Here is a 17,614-nt window from a genome sequence, read left to right as displayed (position 1 = left end):
CCAGATAGTGAGACTGTCTTCATTGACCGGTCGGACGCTGGCACCGCTGCTACTGCTACACCCCGCTAAGCCCACGGTCCCGACCGTGAGCGCAGTCCCTGAGGCTTTCAACACCGACCGCCGCGATACACCGTCGTACCCGCCACCACTTTGCACCATATCCTGTGCGACCAAGGCATGAAGAATGAATGATTATAATTGGTCTCTATACTGTCCAATATGTATATAAAGGTATTATGATAGGACAGTAGGCGCTGTCCGTTGCGATGGCGGCTACTGCGTGTCTGTCGGTCCGGAAACACGCTACCGAAGTTCCGGTCCAGTCACGTCATATCAGAAACGCATGAATCGTAGTCACACCGTCAGTGTGCGCCTTTTGACAATTATAGGCACTGATTCGGCGTATGCTGAACCAGCCGTTAATTACGTTATCCGCTTACCGGGCGGTGTGACACTGTTCGACTCGACGACACTCAACGAGCTGCCATTAGATAACCGAGTTGGCCTTGCTCCGATGACACGGGTGAGCGCCACTGACGACGGCCGTGCGACGGCGGAGATGGCCCAGTACTATCAGCGGTTCGCTGACGGTGGGTTCTCGTTTCTCATTACAGAGGGGACGTATCCCGACGAAGCACATAGCCAGGGGTATCTGAACCAGCCCGGACTGGCGACCGACACGCAGGCAGCGTCTTGGCAACAGGTTACGGAGACAGTCCACGAGGCTGGTGTCCCGATTTTCGCACAATTGATGCATGCCGGTGCACAGAGTCAGGGGAATCCGCATGTTGCGGGGGAACAGACGATCGCCCCCTCAGCGGTACAACCGGACGGGCAAAAGGCCGAAGCCTACGGCGGAAGCGGAGACTTCCCGACGCCCAAAGCAGCCACGGTCGATGAGCTTGCCGACATCCGTGATTCATTCGTCACCTCGGCGCAGAACGCCATCGACGCGGGGTTCGACGGCGTCGAAATCCACGGTGCGAACGGGTATCTCCTTCACGAATTCCTCTCGGCTGACTTCAACCAGCGTGACGACGAGTACGGCGGTGAACCCGCAAATCGGGTACGCTATCCGCGCGAGGTTGTCGCTGCGGTCGACGAGGCCACACCTGCCGATTTCGTTGTCGGTATCCGAGTCTCACAGTCGACGGCCCTTGATGAAGACCACCGGTGGCCCGAAGGCGAGGACGCCGCCGCGGTGTTCTTCGAGGAACTGTCGGCGGCTGGGGCCGACTACATCCACGTTACTGAACCCGATGCGACCACGCCAGCGTTTGGCGACGATGGACCAACCCTGGCCGAGGCCGCGGCCGAATACGCCGCGGATGAGACGGTCATCATCGACAACGGCGGGCTTGGGACGCCTGACGCGGCCCGCGAGAAGATCGATGCCGGTGCCGACCTCGTAACACTGGCAACGAGTGCACTCGCCAATCCGGATTGGCCTGACAAAGTCGAAGCGGGCGAGGAACTGACTGCGTTCGACCCTGCAAAATTCCTCGCGCCGTCCGCTGCACTCTCCGAGCATGAAGTGCAGACAGGCGGTGCCTCAGCCGACGACTGAGAGTGATTGCTGTGAGACAGTCTCCGCTCGCTCTCAGAGAGTCAAACTGTTCGACACAGCGGCCATAGCTGTCAGGGCCACGTGTCTGAAAGCCGTGTGATAAGGAAAACAGCCGTTCCAAGAGACCTCTTCTCTGCGGGCCGATAGAAAACGATGTGTGTAGTTTGCCAGCCGAATACATCAAAAATATAGAAAATGAGAACGACTAACTAGGTCTGTTGAGACGTGAGTGGTACAGATGCCAGAGCCAGTCATCGCATCGGTCGGTGCCTCACCGCTCGGCCGCACAGACCTCCCGGGCCGCGACCTGTTCTCAGTGGCCCTTGCAGAGGCGTTCGACGAACTGCCCGACCCCGCCGAGATCGTCGAGGCGGTGTACGTCGGGAACCAGTCGGAGAGCTACGAACACCAGATCATGCACGGGACGCTACTGGCCGAATGGGCCGGCCTCCGTCACGTCCCCGCCGAGCGGGTTGAGGGGTGTGCCGCCGCGGGCGCGCTCGCGCTACGCCATGCAGTCAAGGACGTTCGCAACGGCGAACACGAGGCGGTGCTTGCCTGCGGCGTCGAAAAAATGACGTCTGCGGGCACCAGCGGCGCGACAGATGCGCTCTCGGCGGCATTCGACCGCGCCATCGAGCAACGCTCCGGCATCACCGCACCCAGCCAGTACGCACTGCTCGGCCAGCGGTACCTCTACGAGACCGACGCCACGGAGCGAGACCTTGCCGAGATCGCAGTGAAGAACCACGCCAACGCCGCTCGCAACCCCCGGGCGCAGTTCCCGAAAGAGATCGACGTGGCGACCGTGCTGGAATCGGACCCCGTCGCCCCGCCGCTGAAGCTCTACGACTGTGCGCCGGTCGGAGACGGTGCCGCCGCCGTCCTCGTGACGACCGCCGAACTGGCGGCCGAGCTTGACCAACCACAGGTGCGCGTCGCTGGCAGTGGGGCTTCTGCGAACAACATCGCGGTCGCTGAGCGAGATATGACCGATATCGCGGGCGCTCGCGTTGCCACCGAGACGGCCTACGAGGAAGCAGGCATCGACGCCACGGCCGTCGACATCGCGGAGGTCCACGACGCTTTCACCGTTTGCGAGGCGCTGCTTGCCGAGGCCGCCGGCTTCGCTCCCGCAGGAACGGGCTATCAGAGCTACCTGCCACCAGCGGAGCGGGCTGACGGCTGGACGGACGTGCAGTTGAGCCCGAGTGGGGGACTGAAGGCCCGCGGTCACCCTATCGGTGCCACCGGGCTCTTGCAGGCGCTCGAAGCCTACGAACAGCTCACGGGCGGTGCGGGCGACCGGGCAGTCGAGGGTGCCGAGACAGCTCTGTTGCTCAACGAAGGGGGCGTCGGGGATGCCGTCACCGTCAGCCACGTGCTCACGACGGCGGAGGCACCATGACGGGCAGCGACCTCGATGCGACCGACCCGCGGACGCTACCGGGCTTCTTCGACGCCCTCGCAGACGGCGAACTTCTGGGCGGAGTCTGTGCGGACTGTGGACAGGTCCTGTTGCCGCCGCGACCGGCCTGCTACGCCTGTGGCAGTCGCGCTGTCGACGTCGAATCGCAGTCCCGCGAGGGCCAGATATTCTCGTACACAGCGGTCCACACGCCGCCGCCGGCCTTCGAAGCGGACGCGCCCTACACGGTCGCCGTCGTGGAACTCGCGGACGGTGGCCGCCTGCTTGGGCGCGTCGCCGCCGACTACGCCGATGTCACCATCGGGGACCCGGTCGAACTCACGGTGCGTGAGCCGACGGCCACAGAGCAGGAAATCGCCCTTGACTACGAGACCGACTGGCCGGTTCACGTCTTTGAGCCGCGATGATAGACAGGCGACGGTGAGACAGTGTCAGCCACCGTAACCCGTCGACGCTGCTGATGGGGTGTACGGTTATCGTCGGCAGATTCGGAGCGGTCGGTCAACCAATGTTTCCGTCGTCGATCTGAGACCAGGTATCCAGACCGACGCGGAGAGCGGCTTTGAGCGCCCCGAGGACGACGGGACCGAAAAGCAGTCCCATAACCCCGAATGCGTATGCCCCGCCGAGGATACCGAGGAGGATGACGGCCGGATTGAGCTTCGCGTACCTGTCGACGGCGAACGGCCGGAGATAGTCGTCGGTGAGTCCAACAATGATGACACTGTAAAGGAATAACCCGACAGCAAGCAGGGGCTCGTCCGTGGCATACAGGTAGATTACCGCCCCACCCCAGACGGGAATCGTACCGATGAGTGGAACCATCGCGAGCACGACCATGACAGCCGTCCAGAACATCGCATTGGGGACGCCAGTGGCGGCGAGTCCGACTCCGGCGACAATTCCCTGAACGATGGCAACGAAAACGTGGCCAAAGAGCACACCCAACATCACGTCGTCGATCTCGGCATAAAAGTCACGCTGGACATCCACTGGAAGTGGCACCGTTCGGTGGAGCCAGTCGACCAGATCATCGCCGTCTTTGAGAAGGTAGTAGATGAGAAAGAGTGCTAACGCAATCCCGATGAGATGGAAGGTGATCGTACTGAACGCCTGTGTCGACCGTTCGACTATGATCGTCCCGATGTCCCGCCCTGAGCTGACGAGTTCACCGGCGATGTCGACCTCAACTCCGGTTAGTCCCTTGATCCGTGATTCGAGTATGTCGAGTTGCACCGGATCGGTGCCGAACTCTCGGAGTATCCGGTCGGCACTCTCCATGATTGATGCGAGGACGACGACGACCGGTGCGACGAATCCGGTGACTGCCAGAGTCACAAGCGAGAGGGCAGCGAGCATCGGGGAGACGTACGTTTCGAGGCGGATCTGCAGCGGATAGAGGACGTAGGCGAGGAGGACGGCACCGAGAATGTACTGGAGAAACGGCCGTATCAGCATGGCTGATAGCACGAGGAGGGTGACGATGAGGGTGAGGACAAACCCCTTGCTGAGGTTCACGACTGCGAGTTTAACGACCGATGACAAAAAGATTCGATATCTTCACAGCGGTCTGTGTTGTCTCCGGTGTGTCATGGCAGTCGTTAGCAAACGATCGATGGGCGGTTCGAACACGATAGTGGTACTTCCGTGTCAGTCAGAACATGACAGACAACGTCTCAGCGTGTGCGGAGTAATTACTCGATTTCTAGCTGCCCACTTCCGCTGCCGTCCCCGTCATCAGTCTCGTCCCATTCGAGTTCGAACTCGACACTCAGTTCAGTCATGTTACCTGCTGGACCTTCACGCTCAGCTTTGACTTCAAAGGTTGGCCGGGCAGGGGGAGCCAGCGTTACAGTCTCAGAGCCAGCTTTCAGGGTGATATCGGCTCCGCTGTCGAGATTGTCCGCGACTTTCCGGAGGTACGATGCAATTGCTTCTCGGCTCTGGTCACTTTCTGACTTGAACAGAACTTCTTCAGGCATACGGGAGGTGGTACACAGCCTGTCCCAATAAACCCGCCCGCCGGGCGACTACATTACATACAACTTCCGGCCTCCCGTCCCGGAACGGTCAGGAGGCTCGGCAACATCTATCTCGAAACCAATCTCGCCTACTCCTGCAGCTGTGCAACCGTCTTCGCGTTAAAATAGCCAGCTTCCGACATCTAGATGATGACAGAGTTCACGTTTCACGGTCTTGCTATCGGCCGAGTCGAACCAGACCGCAATCTCGTCGACTCTGTCGCTGACGAACTCACCACTGGGCCAGCATTGCTGTGCGGACAGGCAGACGAACAGCTACCCGTCACGGCTGTCCGGAGACTGGAGTATCAAGAGGGGGAGGGCATGCCGAATTCAGGCGGTGTCGTCCGCGCGGACTGCAGAGCACATCCAGTTAACGGCTCCCCTGAAGGCCCGCGAATGGGTTTGACAGCAACGCTGTGATGCGTTCTGTGCCGATAGTCACTCGGCCGCGCGATCCATCGGGTCTTCGAGTTCACCGGTGATCGCCTCGAACGCGTCTGTCGCAGTGAGGAGACCAACGATATCGTCATCTGCAACCACGAGGGCGAGTTCCTGATTTTCGGCCTGACACCGGTCGATGAAGTCACTGATAGTCGTTTTAGCAGCGACGGTCAGCGGCGGGGTTGCCAGCTCTTCCAGTGTGGTTGCCCCCGAATACAGCATTTCGTAGTTGTGCAACACCGTCGGCGCGTAGACGACGCCGATGAACGAGTCAACTGAGTCTTCGATCAACGGAAAGCGGACGTATGGCATTCCGTCGATCCGGTCCATGTTCGTCTCGAAGTCGTCAGTCGTCGAGAGCGCGACGATGTCACTGCGAGCAACCATGATCTCACTGACTGGTGTCGCGCCGATATCGAGGGCATTGATAACTTCACTCCGTCGCTCTTCGGAGATATCGAGGCGGCTGAGTGACTCACCCATCTCGCTGCGCAGTTCGGCGCGAGTGGTTGCGGGAGCGCTTTCGGCTTCCGATTCAGTCCACGAACGGGATATTTCGACGCCGAAGAGGCCCAGCAACGCCTTGGCCACCCAGTCCGCTGCGATGATTACCGGATACATGAGTTTTGTCCAGACGTACAGCGGGCCCGAGCCGTATCCGGCGACGAGCTTGGCACGCTCGATTCCCAGATACGTCGGTGCCTGCTCGCCGATGATAACGTGCATGAGATTGACCACTACCAGCGCGAGGAGCACGGACAGCGTCGTGTGTCCGCCGCCGGTGACGCCAACCGCGCCCAGCAGGGGCTCCAGCACTGCTGTGATAGCCGGCTCAGCGACAACTCCCAGCCCGACACTACAGATGGTGATTCCGACCTGACAGCCTGTGAGGAATATCTCCAGCCGCTTGGTCATGTTCCAGGCGCGTTCAAGTCCACGTCCGTTGCCGAGAAACGCGTCCTCCTCAAATTGCCTGACGCGGGTCATCGCGAACTCGGTCGTGACAAAGAAGCTGTTTCCCAGAAGTAAGGCGACACCACCGAACAGACGGAGCCACGTTACCAGCGAGATAGGCATCAAACGCTGGTTTCTCTGGCCGTTATCTAAATCTACTGCTGCTACGCCGTGGTCGGACGCCCTATATTGGTTTCCACCTCCAGCAGTCGATACTGAATGCCTAGCGCCAGACTCAGTCAGCTGTTGAGTCGGAACTCGGTGAAATAGTACAGAAGGCTGACCTTCGGGAAGCCGCGGTCATTATCGGTTTAGCGCAGGTTGTTGACCTCGCCGACATTCTCGAAGAGTGGGGATACGGACAGTAGAGCAGTCTTGCGATGCTGAAAAAGTGTGACCCGCATTCGTCTTTAGCTAAGACTCACACCTCGGTTGTGTAGCGGTAGCGAGCGTCTCTTGTAAGATCGGTCGTTGTTGGTGGATCTTCTGAGCATCCTCGATCAGCCGCTCCAGCAACGGCGGTGGCGAGTAGCCGAGGTACTCACCGAGTTCGTGGAGGATGAGCTGGGCGTGCGACCGGAAGGTCGCCGCCCAGCGTTCCGGCGGAAACACGATCTCATCGTCGGCCTGCTCGGTGACCAGATCCAACAACTCTCGGCTCACCAGCAGTGACAGCAACGCAGCGTATAGTAGAATTTTCACGACATCAGGGTTGTTCGTGTCGAATTCGTCCAGTTCGTACTGCGTTTTCAACTCACGGAACAACGTTTCTACCTCCCATCGACACCGATACAGCGTCGCTAGATCCGCCGGGAGAAACTCCTCTCTCGGCAGATTCGTGATGTACAGGTGGTAGTCGTCGGCGTCCTCGTTGCGGACGCCGACGACGCGAAACCGCTTCGTGTCCAGCGACCGAGTTCCCTCGTACTGGCCGCGCTTGAATTCTGCTTCCACCTCTACGTCGATGTACTTCCGCGAGAGATCATTGACCACGTCGTGGATCTGCTTGCCCTCCAAGGGAATGGCGCGGCCGCGCCATTCCCGTAATTCCGCCGTTATCACCGGATTTGCGTTCTGCTTCAGCCGACTCACAAAGTAGCCGTCGTTCTCGTCGATCAACGCAAAGCGGCGGTATTTGAAGTACGCCCGATCAAATAGAACCAGTCGTCCTTGCAGCCACGATCCCGTCTTGAACAGCGCGCTGTCGTGCGTTTTCTCATCAGTCACATCGATCCGTTCAATCGTCTGGTCGGTGGCGTTGTGGAGCAGGTGGAGCTTCGCTCCAGCCTGCTCCTCGTGGCGGGCTTGAAACTCATCAGAGAGGAACTCGTGCAACCGCAACACGGTTCCATCAGCGATCATCACGTCCCTGAATCGGTCGATATCAGCGTCAACAGCATCAGGGACAGCGACCTCGTCGAGCGCGGCCTCGACGAGGTCGCGGAGATACTCTGCAAGAGTAGGCGTCAACCGGTGATAGAAACCGCCAGAAGAGATCGGTTCGTCAGCTGTAGCGTTGTAGCAGCGTCTAAACCCAGCGAGTGTTCGGCTCTCGCCTGCGGCGAAGCCGAACACGAGCGCCCACACGAGGACAGGAATCTGAAGCTTGCCCTCTCGCTCGACCACGCCGAGTTCCTCGGCGTGCTCTTCGAGGAACTCGGAGGGAAACAGTGTAGTGAGCCGACGCATGATTCTCGACGAGGAGGTGTCAGTGTGCACAGCGGACTCCTCCTCATTCCTCTCGAAAAGTAGCCTCGATAAGCCGCTGCTGTCACGTGGTTCGTCTCTTAGCTAAAGACAGATGGTGTGACCCGAAAACGGCTGTCTAGTGGCTCACGCGAAAATCTCGGCGCGTCGTGAAATCTGGGTAGAGAGCGCTTCCCAGCAGTCCGTTCTCCGATGTACGTGTCTGAAACGGAGAGCATCGCTGAGTGGTGAGGCTGCCGACGCCGACCAGCAACCGCTTAATACAGCCTGGCCGATTGTGATGGCGTCCCCTCGCACTGCAGTCGGTCTGCCGCAGTCTCGGAGAAATTACTCTTCACGTCGCTGTGAATCGTGTTTACTGTCGTGGGAGGCGACAGCGAAGTGAGACTGCATCTCGCTCGAGCCAATGCCATCGACATCCAGCGGGAGTCATTGCACTTACCCAGAAGTTAGTTACTAGCTTAGCCTTTGGTTAGCGCACGCTCTTTACACGCTACAGCAACAGTTTGGCATGCACTGTTGGAGACAAGAGAGGAGCATATACCGAGGCACGGAGTGATGCAGGGCAACACAGATTCCGGGGACAACCATGCGAGTGTCCTGCTCGTCGGTGCAACCCCAATGGATGCCAGAGTGATCTCTTGTGGGCTCAAGCGCGAAGACATCTCAATGGACATTGCAGCAGATGTCCGCACAGTAATCGACCGCCTGACGACAATGTGTGAGGACGAGACCACTGTGGCGTCCTCCTGTCTCGTCGCTATCGACTTCACGACGGCCCCGGCCGACGGGCTAACCGTGCTCAACGCGATACGGGCGAGCCCCCGACTGCAGACGCTTCCAGCTATTGCGCTTGTCAATCACACAGTGGCCCCAGACGAGGCGAAAGAGCGCATACAGAGTGCGTACGAGCACGGCGTGAACGGACATATCTCGGGTGCCAGCGACATTGAGACCTACGCCGATGCCATTCAGGAGTTCGCCGCATTCTGGTTCAGCCAGGTGTCGCTACCGCCACAGTCGTTATATTCCGACAGTGCAACAATATCGTATGACTGATGTCTTTTCGGACGCTGAAAGTCCGCTCTTACCCGAATCTCTCCAGCAGAGCGTGTCTCTCGTCTCAAAGAAGTGGCATCCGGCCATCATCCGCTGTCTGGCGACGAGCGATGGACTGGGCTACAGCGACCTCGAGGACCGACTGGACGGTGTCTCCGCGAAGGTCCTAACCGACGCGTTATCTGAGCTTCAGGAACACGATATCATCGACCGGACCGAGGTCAGCCAGCAACCCCTCCGCGTTGAGTATACGCTAACCGAACGTGGGGATGAATTGGAGGGAGTCATTCAGTCGCTCGCGGACTGGGGCGAGACACATCTTGACAGTAACGATGAAGAACGCGTTGTCTTGATAGCTGACGACGATACGCGTGTCATCACCATGCATGAGACGTGGCTGGAAGACGAGTACACTGTCCGGACAGCACGAGATGGAAAGGAAACGCTAGACCAACTCGACACGGACGTGGATGTCGTCGTCCTTGACCGACGGATGCCGGGACTGACGGGTGATGAAGTGCTCGACTGGATCCGCTCGCAGCGCTACGACACTCGCGTGGTTATGGCCACTGCCGAAGACCCAGAAGTCGAAATCCTCGAGATGGGGTTCGACGAGTATCTCACCAAGCCGGTGCTGAAAGATGAGTTACAGTCGGCCGTGGCGAACCTTATCGAGCGAGCCGAGTACAACGAGCAAGTCAGGGAGTTGCTGGCACTCCGGTCGAAGCTAGCGCTGTTGGAGGCGGAAGTGCCGGGTGACGAGCTGGCAGCCGACGACGCGTACACCCGCTACCAGAAGCGCCTCGAGACGCTCGAACACGATATCGAGAACCCCTCAAAAGCCGCTGAAACAGCACTCGAACAACTACGGGCAAACAACACACAATGAGCACTGACAATATCGCGCAAGAAACAACACCTGAAACTGTCTTCGGCCGCATCGACGAGGCGGTTTTTGCGCTCGATACTGACTGGCAGTTCACTTACATCAATCAGCAGACGGCCGCGCTTGTCGACCGCGACCCGGCGACACTTCTCGGGGAGTCGCTCTGGGAGGTGTTTCCGGACAGTGCCGACTCGGCCGCGTTTGACGCGTGTCACAACGCGGTCGAGACACAGGAACCCTGTCACTTCGAGATGGTGTTTGGCCCCCGTGACACCCGATTCGTAGTGCATGCATACCCGTCGAATGATGGGCTGACCGTGTGCCTCCGCGAACTGACAGCGGAACGCGAGCGAAAACTCGAACTCCAGCGCAGTCAACAGCTGTTCGAGTCCGTGTTCCACGAGACGGAGGACGCTATCATCGTTGCCGACACCGACCGCCGAATCACTGATTTCAATCCCGCGGCGGAGCGGCTATTCGGGTACGACGCGTCCGAGGTCATCGGCGAGAAGTCACAGTTGTTGTACGCTGATCCCGAGACGTTCGAGCGCCAGGGTGACAAACGGTTCAACGAGCAAGCCCCGCAGCGCCGCGACCGATACGTCGTCGAATACGAGCGGGCGGACGGGACAACGTTCGAAGGAGAAACAGTCGGAACGCCGCTCAAAAGAGAGGCGGATGGGACGTTCGCGTTCTTCGCGACGGTCCGGGACGTGACGAGCCAACTCAACTACAAGCGCAGCATCGAGCAGCGCAATCGCGCGCTCAAGCAGTTTCACGATATAACGACTGACGAGAAGAAACCGTTCGCGACGCAGGCGGCGGCAGTGCTCAAGCTTGCGGTCGACTATCTCGATGTTGAAACTGGTGTGATAGCTGAGATAGACGGGCAGACGCGGATTCCCCGTCACGTATTCACCGCTGGGGAAGCGGCAACAGCCACTGAGCGACGCCCCCTCGACACGACGTTCGATGAGCGCGTCGCGACGACCCGCAAACCGTTTGGGTTCCACGACGTGAAGGAGGCAGAGTTCACAGAGCACCGTGCCGCCGAATCGGGGGAGATAGCGGCGTATCTCGGCGTCTCAGTCACCGTCGACGACAAGCAGTACGGAGTCCTCAGCTTCACGGACGGAGGCAGTCGGGCGTCGGCGTTCTCAGAGAGTGAGGAAACGTTCGTCCGCATCGTTGCACAGTGGGCGGGCAAAGAGATCAGCAGACGGCGAAATCAGAAGCGAGCGAACGCTGAGCGGGAACGATTGCGGCAGATAATCGACACCATCCCGCAGCAGGTATTTGTGAAGGACGCCGACGGCACTTACACGCTCGCAAACAAGGCCGCGGCAGCGGCCCACGGCGTCGCCGTCGAGAGGCTTGAGGGCGCAACCCATGACGAATTCGCGCTCTCGGACGAACAGCGAGACTTCAAATCAGACGATGCAGCGGTCATTGAGAACGGTGAGTCGGTCCACATCGAGGAGGACGGATTAGTCGAGGCAGACGGAAGCTCGCACACCGTCCAGACCGACATCGTCCCAATCGAGATCGCGTCCGGAGAGAGGCGGGCCCTCGTCGTGGCGACGGATATTACCGAACAGAAACAGCTGGAGGCGCAACTCGAGCAGAGTAAGCGGCGGTTGCGGCAGATAATCGATATGCTCCCACAGCTGGTGTTCGCAAAGGATGAATCGGGAACGTTCCTGCTGGCAAACGAAGCTGTCGCCGACGCGTACGGGACCACGGTCGACGAACTGGAGGGGGCAACCGACGCCGAGTTCGCCGACAGCGAGGCGGAGGCCGAACAGTTTCGGGCTGACGATCGAGCCGTCATCGACTCCGGGGAGCCAAAGCACATCTCCGAAGAGTCGCTGACGACCACTGATGGAATAGAGCGGATTTTATCGACGAGGAAAATCCCCTACGACCCGGTCGACACACCCGGCGACGCCGTGCTGGGCGTCTCAACGGACATCACGGAACTCAAACAGCGCGAGGCCGAGCTGGAGATGCAGTCGGCCGCGATGGAGGCATCGATGGACGGCATCTCCGTCCTCGACGACGACCGTGAGTACATCTACATGAACGAGGCGCACGCGGCGGTGTTCGGATATGACCCTGACGACCTCATCGGGAGTTCGTGGCGACGGTTGTACAGCGACGAGGAAGTCGAGCGAATCAGACAGGAGGTGTTTCCGGAACTGGAAGAGCACGGTCAGTGGCGCGGCGAGACGGTCGGACGGCAACGCGATGGGTCGCCGGTCACCCAGGAACTAGCGCTCTCGCTGCTCGACGATGGCAAACTCATCTGTACGAACCGTGACATCACGGAGCAGAAAGCCAGAGAGAACGTACTCGAACAGTACGAGGCGCTCATCGAAAACATGAACGAGGCAGCGTTCATCGTTGATGATGAGTGGCGACTCGCCTACGCAAACGAAAGAACGCTCTCGTTGGGAGATGTCGAGCCACGTTCGGTTCTCGGACAGGATATAATGGAACTGTTCGACGGCTTGGTTACCGACAAGGCTGATTACAAAACGTTCAACGACACATTAGAGCGAACGCTCGATGGGGAACAGGTCAATGAGCGGTGTGAATTACCGCTGCAACTACCGACCGGGGAGTACATTCTGGAGTGTCTGTTCTCACCGTTCACCTCCGCCGGCGAACAACGGGCAGCAGTCGTTGCCCGTGATGTCACGGCACGGAAAGCACGCGAACAGGAACTAGAGCGCAAGCGGGCACGGCTCCGGGCGCTGTTCGACGAGTCGCCCGATGGCATTATTGTCCACGACGAGAACGGCGAGATTATCGACACGAACACCACTCAGATCGACCAGCTCGGCTACGAAGAGTTGTGCGGGGTGAATGTCGCCGAGTTCGAGGTCGGACATAGCCGGACGGAACTTCGTGCACTGTGGAGCGACATGGCACTTGGCGAAACACGCCGGGTTGAGGGGAGTCACCGTCGTAAGAACGGGAGTATCTTCCCAGTTGAGGTCTGGATATCGAAAACAGAGGTCCACGGGGAGATACGGTTTATCGCCATCTCTCGTGATATCAGCGATAGAAAAGCCCGCGAGCGGGAGATGGTCCGCAACCGCGAGTTCCTCGAGAAAACACAGAATATCGCGTCCGTCGGCGGCTGGGAAATCGACCTCCAGACAGATGAGCTGCGGTGGACGGACGAGGTGTATCGCATTCATGACTTGCCGCTCGATGCCGACGTTACTGTCGAGGACGGCATCGACTACTACCATCCAGAGGAGAGGCCGACACTCAATGCGGTGTTCGATCGGCTGGTCGAAGAAGGCGAACCGTACGACGAGGAACTGCGCATCGTCACTGCGGCTGATGCGGTCAAGTGGGTACGGACTGTCGGTGACCCCGAGTTCGACGACGGCGAAGTCGTCGGGGCCCGTGGTATCTTTCAGGACATCACCGATCGAAAGGAGCGAGAGCAGGACGTGCAGGAGCTGACAGAGCGACTTGACCTCGCCGTCGAAGGCGCGAATCTCGGTGTCTGGGACTGGGACATGACCACGGATGCCGTGACGTTCAACGAGCAGTGGGCGTCGATGCTCGGCCTCTCGTTGGATGAGATTGCCCACACGCTGGAAACGTGGGAAGAACGCGTCCATCCAGCGGATATGGACCGTGTCGAGGACGCGCTGGAGGCACATATCGCTGGGGAGGCAGAACTGTACGACTGTGACCATCGGATGCGGACAGCGAGTGGTGAGTGGAAGTGGATTCGGGACGTCGGCGAAGTCGTTGAACGTGATTCTGACGGCCAGCCGACCCGTGCTGTCGGTATCCACCTGGATATCACTGACCAGAAGCGGTCCGAGAACGCTCTCGAAGAAGAGCGTGATATGTTCGCACAGGGTCCCGCGGTCGTATTCAAGTGGCAAAACGAACCCGACTGGCCTGTGGAATACGTCTCGGAGAACGTCACCGAGACGTTTGGCTTCACGCCGGAAGAGCTGGAGTCGGGTGACATCCCGTACAAGACGCTGATTCACGACGAGGACATGGATACGGTCACCGCGGAGGTGCAAGCAAACACCGACACCGAGACCGAACGGTTCAGTCACGACCCATACCGGATGGTCACGGCCGACGGCGAGGTGAAGTGGGTCACGGACAACACGAAGATCATCCGTAACGACGGCGAGATAACGCACTATCTGGGCTACCTTATCGATATCACTGACCGAAAGCGACTCGAACAGTCTCTTCGGCAGAGTGAGCAGTCACTGCGCGAAATGACCGAAGTCGCATCCGATACAGACCGTGGGTTCGAAGGCAAATTGGCCGCGATACTCGAACTGGGCTGTGAGCGACTCAACCTGCCGTATGGCTTTTTGACCCGTATCGACGATGGGACACAGCATATTGTTGAGGCGTCGGGTTCCCATTCAGAGCTACAGGCCGGGGCATCCGCACCGATGTCGAAGGCGTACTGCCGGCGGACTATCGAGCAGGACGAACCGCTCACCATCCAGAACGCGGTCGAAGAGGACTGGCCGGACGACGTCGCGTATGAAATGTTTGGACTGGGCTGCTATGTCGGCGGGAAAGTGACCGTCAACGGCGAACTCTATGGGACACTCTGCTTTGCTGACCGCGACAACCGAGACCACCAGTTCGATGAAAGCGAGCGCGCGTTCGTCGAACTCCTTGTCCAGTGGGTGCGGTATGAACTCGCCGGTGAGGCCGTCGAGACGAAGCTCCGCGAACTCAACGAGACCGCGCAGCGACTCCTGTCGGCCAGCGACGCGTCGGAAGTCGCGTCTACCGCTATCGAGAGTGCAAAGCGGGTACTCGGCCTGCCGATGACGGGAATCTGGTGGTACGATGAGGGGAAGGACGCACTCGTTCCGGCGGGACTAACAGATGAAGCGGGGGCGCTACTGGGCACGCAGCCGACGTTCGATGGAGAGGGATCGCTCGCCTGGGAGACCTTCGAGAGCGGCGAGGTGCGGGTCTACGACGACCTACAGGAAGTGGAGGCACGGTTCAACGACGACACACCGATACGCTCCGAGACCCTCGTGCCGCTGGGCGATAAGGGGATTTTGATAAGTGGGTCCACCGAACAGCGGGCATTTTCCGAGACCGACCGCGGGCTGTTCGAAATCCTCGCTGCGACCGTCGAAACGGCACTCAGTCGGGCCGAGCGCGAGCAGGTGTTGCGAGACACTCGCGAACGGCTGGAGCAGTCCAACGAAGAACTCGAACAGTTCGCGTACGCGGCCTCCCACGACCTGCAGGAACCGCTTCGGACCGTTTCGAGCTACCTCACGCTCCTCGAACGACGCAATGAGGAGGTGCTGGACGACGACGCGCTGGAGTTCATCGACTTCGCCGTTGACGGAGCCGAGCGGATGCGGGAGATGATACAGGCACTGCTGGCCTACTCGCGTGTCGATACTCGCGGGCAGGCGTTCGAATCAACCGATATGGATGCAGTGTTTGACACAGTCGCTCGAAACCTTGAGGTGAACATCGAAGAGTCCGGCGCGGTCGTGAACGTCCCCGATGCAGGCGGCCACGTCGTCGGCGACACGAACCAGCTCGTTCAGTTGTTCCAGAACCTCGTCGAGAACGGGATCAAGTACAGCGAAGAAACGCCACACGTGGATATCTCTGTCGTCCGGTCCGACGACGATACCGTCGAGTACGCGGTGTCCGACGACGGAATCGGAATGGAACCGAGCCAACTGGACGATATCTTCGAAGTGTTCCAGCGACTCCACACGCACGAAGAAATCAGCGGGACTGGTATCGGGCTCTCGATGTGCCGGAAGATCGTTGACCGACATTCCGGCCAGATACGGGTCAAATCGGCACCAGACGAGGGCTCGACGTTCTTCGTGACACTTCCCGCCGCAGGTGAGGAACATGAGTGAGCCGACGCCGCTTGTCGTCTCGGTTGAGGACAACCCGGCCGACGTACGACTCATCGAAGAGGGTGTCGCTGCCGTCGACCGGGATATCGACTTCCGCGTATACAACAACGGCCGAAATGCCATCGAACAGTTGACCGGCGATGGTGGCGTCCCCGCAGAGTCGGTACAATTAGTATTGCTTGATCTCAATATACCAGGCAAGTCAGGGCTTGAAATCCTCCGATATCTCCGCAAAGATTCGGAATTAGACGCTGTGCCTATCCTCACTGTGTCGAGTTCGGAGAACCCGGACGACATCCGCCGTGTGTATGAGTCGTCCGCGAACGCGTACTTGACGAAGCCGACCGACCCCGACGAATTTATCCAGATGATCACCGCCGCAGTGCGGTTCTGGATGCCACCAATCAGTAGCTCAACTACCAATGACTGACACACAGCAATACAATATCCTGCTCGTGGAGGACAATCCCAGCGACGCGCGGCTCATCAAAGAGTATCTCAAAGAGCCGGGCTGGTCGGGGCAGCAAACAGTGCCGACCATCCAGCACTTCGACCGGTTGTCTGCGGCGGTCGATGCCCGGGACGAATCGATTGATATTATCTTGCTGGACCTTGGGCTGCCGGACAGCAACGGGTTCGAGACGCTCGAAACGATGCTCGAAGCAGCCGGGGACGAACCCGTTGTCGTCCTCACTGGACTTGACGACGACAGCGTCGGGATTGAGGCCGTCGAACGCGGCGCACAAGACTTTCTCGTCAAGGGCGACATCAACCCGAAACTCCTCCAGCGGACACTAAGCTACGCTGTCGAACGTGAACGCCAGCAACAGGTGCTTGAACGACGTAACAAGGAACTCGCTCTACTCAATCAGGTCATCCGCCACGATATCAAAAACGACCTGACAGTCATTCTCGGCTGGGGTGATGCGCTCCGTGAACACGTCGAACCAGCCGGACAGGACCATCTTGAGCGGATTATGAATGCAAGCGAGCACATTGCCGGCATCGCTGAAACCGCCGGTGACTTCATGGAGATACTCGAAGGGAACAGGGAACCAGAACTCCATCCCGTTGCGCTCAAACCCGTTCTGCAGAGCGAAATCAAGAAGTCACAGTCCGCACACTCGGCGGCAACCATCACAGTCAACGGCGAACTATCCGAGACGCTCCAGGTTTCGGCAACCAATCTGCTCTCGTCCGTGTTCCGCAATTTACTGAACAACGCTGTCACACACAACAATAAGTCAAGCCCCGAGATCACAGTCGAAGTGGACGTCAGCCCGGATACAGTCGAGGTCTCCGTCGCTGACAACGGCCCGGGTGTGCCCGATAGCCAGAAGACAGAGATATTTGGTCGTGGGGAGATGGGGGCAAAGAGTCAGGGGTCAGGAATCGGCCTCTATCTCGTGGATACGCTGGTAGAGATGTACGACGGGACGGTCACGATTGCAGACCGCGACGAATGGGTCAGTGAGCCGGACGTGGATGGCAGCGTCTTCACAGTAACCCTCAATCGGGCCTGACAGCCGGTGACAGTTGCTCTGGCTAGCCTGCGTTCTGTTGGCCGGCACTTGTGACCACAGGTGTCCAGTGCGTTTGTCGGCCTGTTTCCGTCATATGGAGATAAAAAGG

13 protein-coding genes are annotated in these 17,614 nt (G+C 59.2%); 9 read left to right on the top strand and 4 right to left on the bottom strand.

From position 1 onward, the window contains the following. Positions 1-448 precede the first annotated feature (448 nt). From RR_RS21010 to RR_RS21000, 3 genes are all read left to right on the top strand, one after another. The gene (locus RR_RS21010; protein WP_049939242.1) at positions 449-1,567 is read left to right on the top strand and encodes an NADH:flavin oxidoreductase; all 1,119 of its coding nucleotides are present in this window, start codon (positions 449-451) and stop codon (positions 1,565-1,567) included. 238 nt (positions 1,568-1,805) lie between these two features. Continuing rightward, positions 1,806-2,975: a thiolase C-terminal domain-containing protein gene (locus RR_RS21005; RefSeq protein ID WP_007188612.1), complete on the top strand. Its 1,170-nt coding sequence runs from the start codon at positions 1,806-1,808 to the stop codon at positions 2,973-2,975. Continuing rightward, complete coding sequence (locus RR_RS21000; protein WP_011224888.1) at positions 2,972-3,403, top strand: Zn-ribbon domain-containing OB-fold protein; 432 nt, start codon at positions 2,972-2,974, stop codon at positions 3,401-3,403. Before RR_RS21005 ends, RR_RS21000 begins: the two co-directional genes overlap by 4 nt. A gap of 94 nt (positions 3,404-3,497) precedes the next feature. Here the strand turns inward: RR_RS21000 and RR_RS20995 are convergent, their stop codons facing one another. Together RR_RS20995 and RR_RS20990 are read right to left on the bottom strand one after the other, a co-directional pair. Then, entirely contained in the window at positions 3,498-4,514 is a 1,017-nt protein-coding gene (locus RR_RS20995) for an AI-2E family transporter (protein ID WP_049939241.1), read from the bottom strand. A gap of 176 nt (positions 4,515-4,690) precedes the next feature. After that, positions 4,691-4,978, bottom strand: a complete 288-nt coding sequence (locus RR_RS20990; protein WP_011224890.1) for an amphi-Trp domain-containing protein — start codon at positions 4,976-4,978, stop codon at positions 4,691-4,693. A 186-nt stretch (positions 4,979-5,164) separates the two neighbouring features. On the opposite strand from RR_RS20990, the gene RR_RS20985 reads away from it, so the two are divergent. Next, positions 5,165-5,440, top strand: coding sequence for a hypothetical protein (locus RR_RS20985; protein ID WP_011224891.1), 276 nt, complete (start codon positions 5,165-5,167; stop codon positions 5,438-5,440). 18 nt (positions 5,441-5,458) lie between these two features. Here RR_RS20985 and RR_RS20980 read toward each other — a convergent pair whose 3' ends face one another. Further along, positions 5,459-6,538, bottom strand: a complete 1,080-nt coding sequence (locus tag RR_RS20980; protein ID WP_011224892.1) for a CNNM domain-containing protein — start codon at positions 6,536-6,538, stop codon at positions 5,459-5,461. A 291-nt stretch (positions 6,539-6,829) separates the two neighbouring features. Continuing rightward, the gene (locus RR_RS20975) at positions 6,830-8,104 is read right to left on the bottom strand and encodes an IS4-like element ISHma1 family transposase (RefSeq protein WP_011222252.1); all 1,275 of its coding nucleotides are present in this window, start codon (positions 8,102-8,104) and stop codon (positions 6,830-6,832) included. A 576-nt stretch (positions 8,105-8,680) separates the two neighbouring features. Between RR_RS20975 and RR_RS20970 the strand changes: the two genes are divergently transcribed. The 5 genes from RR_RS20970 to RR_RS20950 are packed head-to-tail and all read left to right on the top strand — an operon-like array spanning position 8,681 to position 17,505. Further along, positions 8,681-9,181 (top strand): response regulator, encoded by a 501-nt coding sequence (locus RR_RS20970; RefSeq protein WP_011224893.1) that lies wholly within the window; start codon positions 8,681-8,683, stop codon positions 9,179-9,181. Then, complete coding sequence (locus RR_RS20965; RefSeq protein ID WP_011224894.1) at positions 9,174-10,070, top strand: winged helix-turn-helix transcriptional regulator; 897 nt, start codon at positions 9,174-9,176, stop codon at positions 10,068-10,070. The genes RR_RS20970 and RR_RS20965 overlap by 8 nt, the downstream gene beginning before the upstream one ends. Then, positions 10,067-15,982, top strand: coding sequence for a PAS domain S-box protein (locus RR_RS20960; protein WP_011224895.1), 5,916 nt, complete (start codon positions 10,067-10,069; stop codon positions 15,980-15,982). The genes RR_RS20965 and RR_RS20960 overlap by 4 nt, the downstream gene beginning before the upstream one ends. Continuing rightward, positions 15,975-16,412, top strand: a complete 438-nt coding sequence (locus RR_RS20955; RefSeq protein WP_004966630.1) for a response regulator — start codon at positions 15,975-15,977, stop codon at positions 16,410-16,412. Before RR_RS20960 ends, RR_RS20955 begins: the two co-directional genes overlap by 8 nt. Further along, positions 16,405-17,505, top strand: coding sequence for an ATP-binding response regulator (locus tag RR_RS20950; RefSeq protein ID WP_011224896.1), 1,101 nt, complete (start codon positions 16,405-16,407; stop codon positions 17,503-17,505). The genes RR_RS20955 and RR_RS20950 overlap by 8 nt, the downstream gene beginning before the upstream one ends. Positions 17,506-17,614 lie beyond the last annotated feature (109 nt).

Source organism: Haloarcula marismortui ATCC 43049 (genome assembly GCF_000011085.1).
GTDB classification, from domain to species: domain Archaea; phylum Halobacteriota; class Halobacteria; order Halobacteriales; family Haloarculaceae; genus Haloarcula; species Haloarcula marismortui.
The sequence above is the reverse complement of the archived record's forward strand: the minus strand, read 5'-3'. Positions and strand labels throughout refer to the sequence as shown.

Bases quoted from the DNA above. Each gene is read 5' to 3' on its own strand.
- RR_RS21005 (WP_007188612.1), top strand. From the start codon at position 1,806: ATGCCAGAGCCAGTCATCGCATCGGTCGGTGCCTCACCGCTCGGCCGC.
- RR_RS21000 (WP_011224888.1), top strand. From the start codon at position 2,972: ATGACGGGCAGCGACCTCGATGCGACCGACCCGCGGACGCTACCGGGC.
- RR_RS20990 (WP_011224890.1), bottom strand. From the start codon at position 4,978: ATGCCTGAAGAAGTTCTGTTCAAGTCAGAAAGTGACCAGAGCCGAGAA.
- RR_RS20985 (WP_011224891.1), top strand. From the start codon at position 5,165: ATGATGACAGAGTTCACGTTTCACGGTCTTGCTATCGGCCGAGTCGAA.
- RR_RS20980 (WP_011224892.1), bottom strand. From the start codon at position 6,538: ATGCCTATCTCGCTGGTAACGTGGCTCCGTCTGTTCGGTGGTGTCGCC.
- RR_RS20975 (WP_011222252.1), bottom strand. From the start codon at position 8,104: ATGCGTCGGCTCACTACACTGTTTCCCTCCGAGTTCCTCGAAGAGCAC.
- RR_RS20970 (WP_011224893.1), top strand. From the start codon at position 8,681: ATGCAGGGCAACACAGATTCCGGGGACAACCATGCGAGTGTCCTGCTC.
- RR_RS20965 (WP_011224894.1), top strand. From the start codon at position 9,174: ATGACTGATGTCTTTTCGGACGCTGAAAGTCCGCTCTTACCCGAATCT.
- RR_RS20960 (WP_011224895.1), top strand. From the start codon at position 10,067: ATGAGCACTGACAATATCGCGCAAGAAACAACACCTGAAACTGTCTTC.
- RR_RS20955 (WP_004966630.1), top strand. From the start codon at position 15,975: ATGAGTGAGCCGACGCCGCTTGTCGTCTCGGTTGAGGACAACCCGGCC.
- RR_RS20950 (WP_011224896.1), top strand. From the start codon at position 16,405: ATGACTGACACACAGCAATACAATATCCTGCTCGTGGAGGACAATCCC.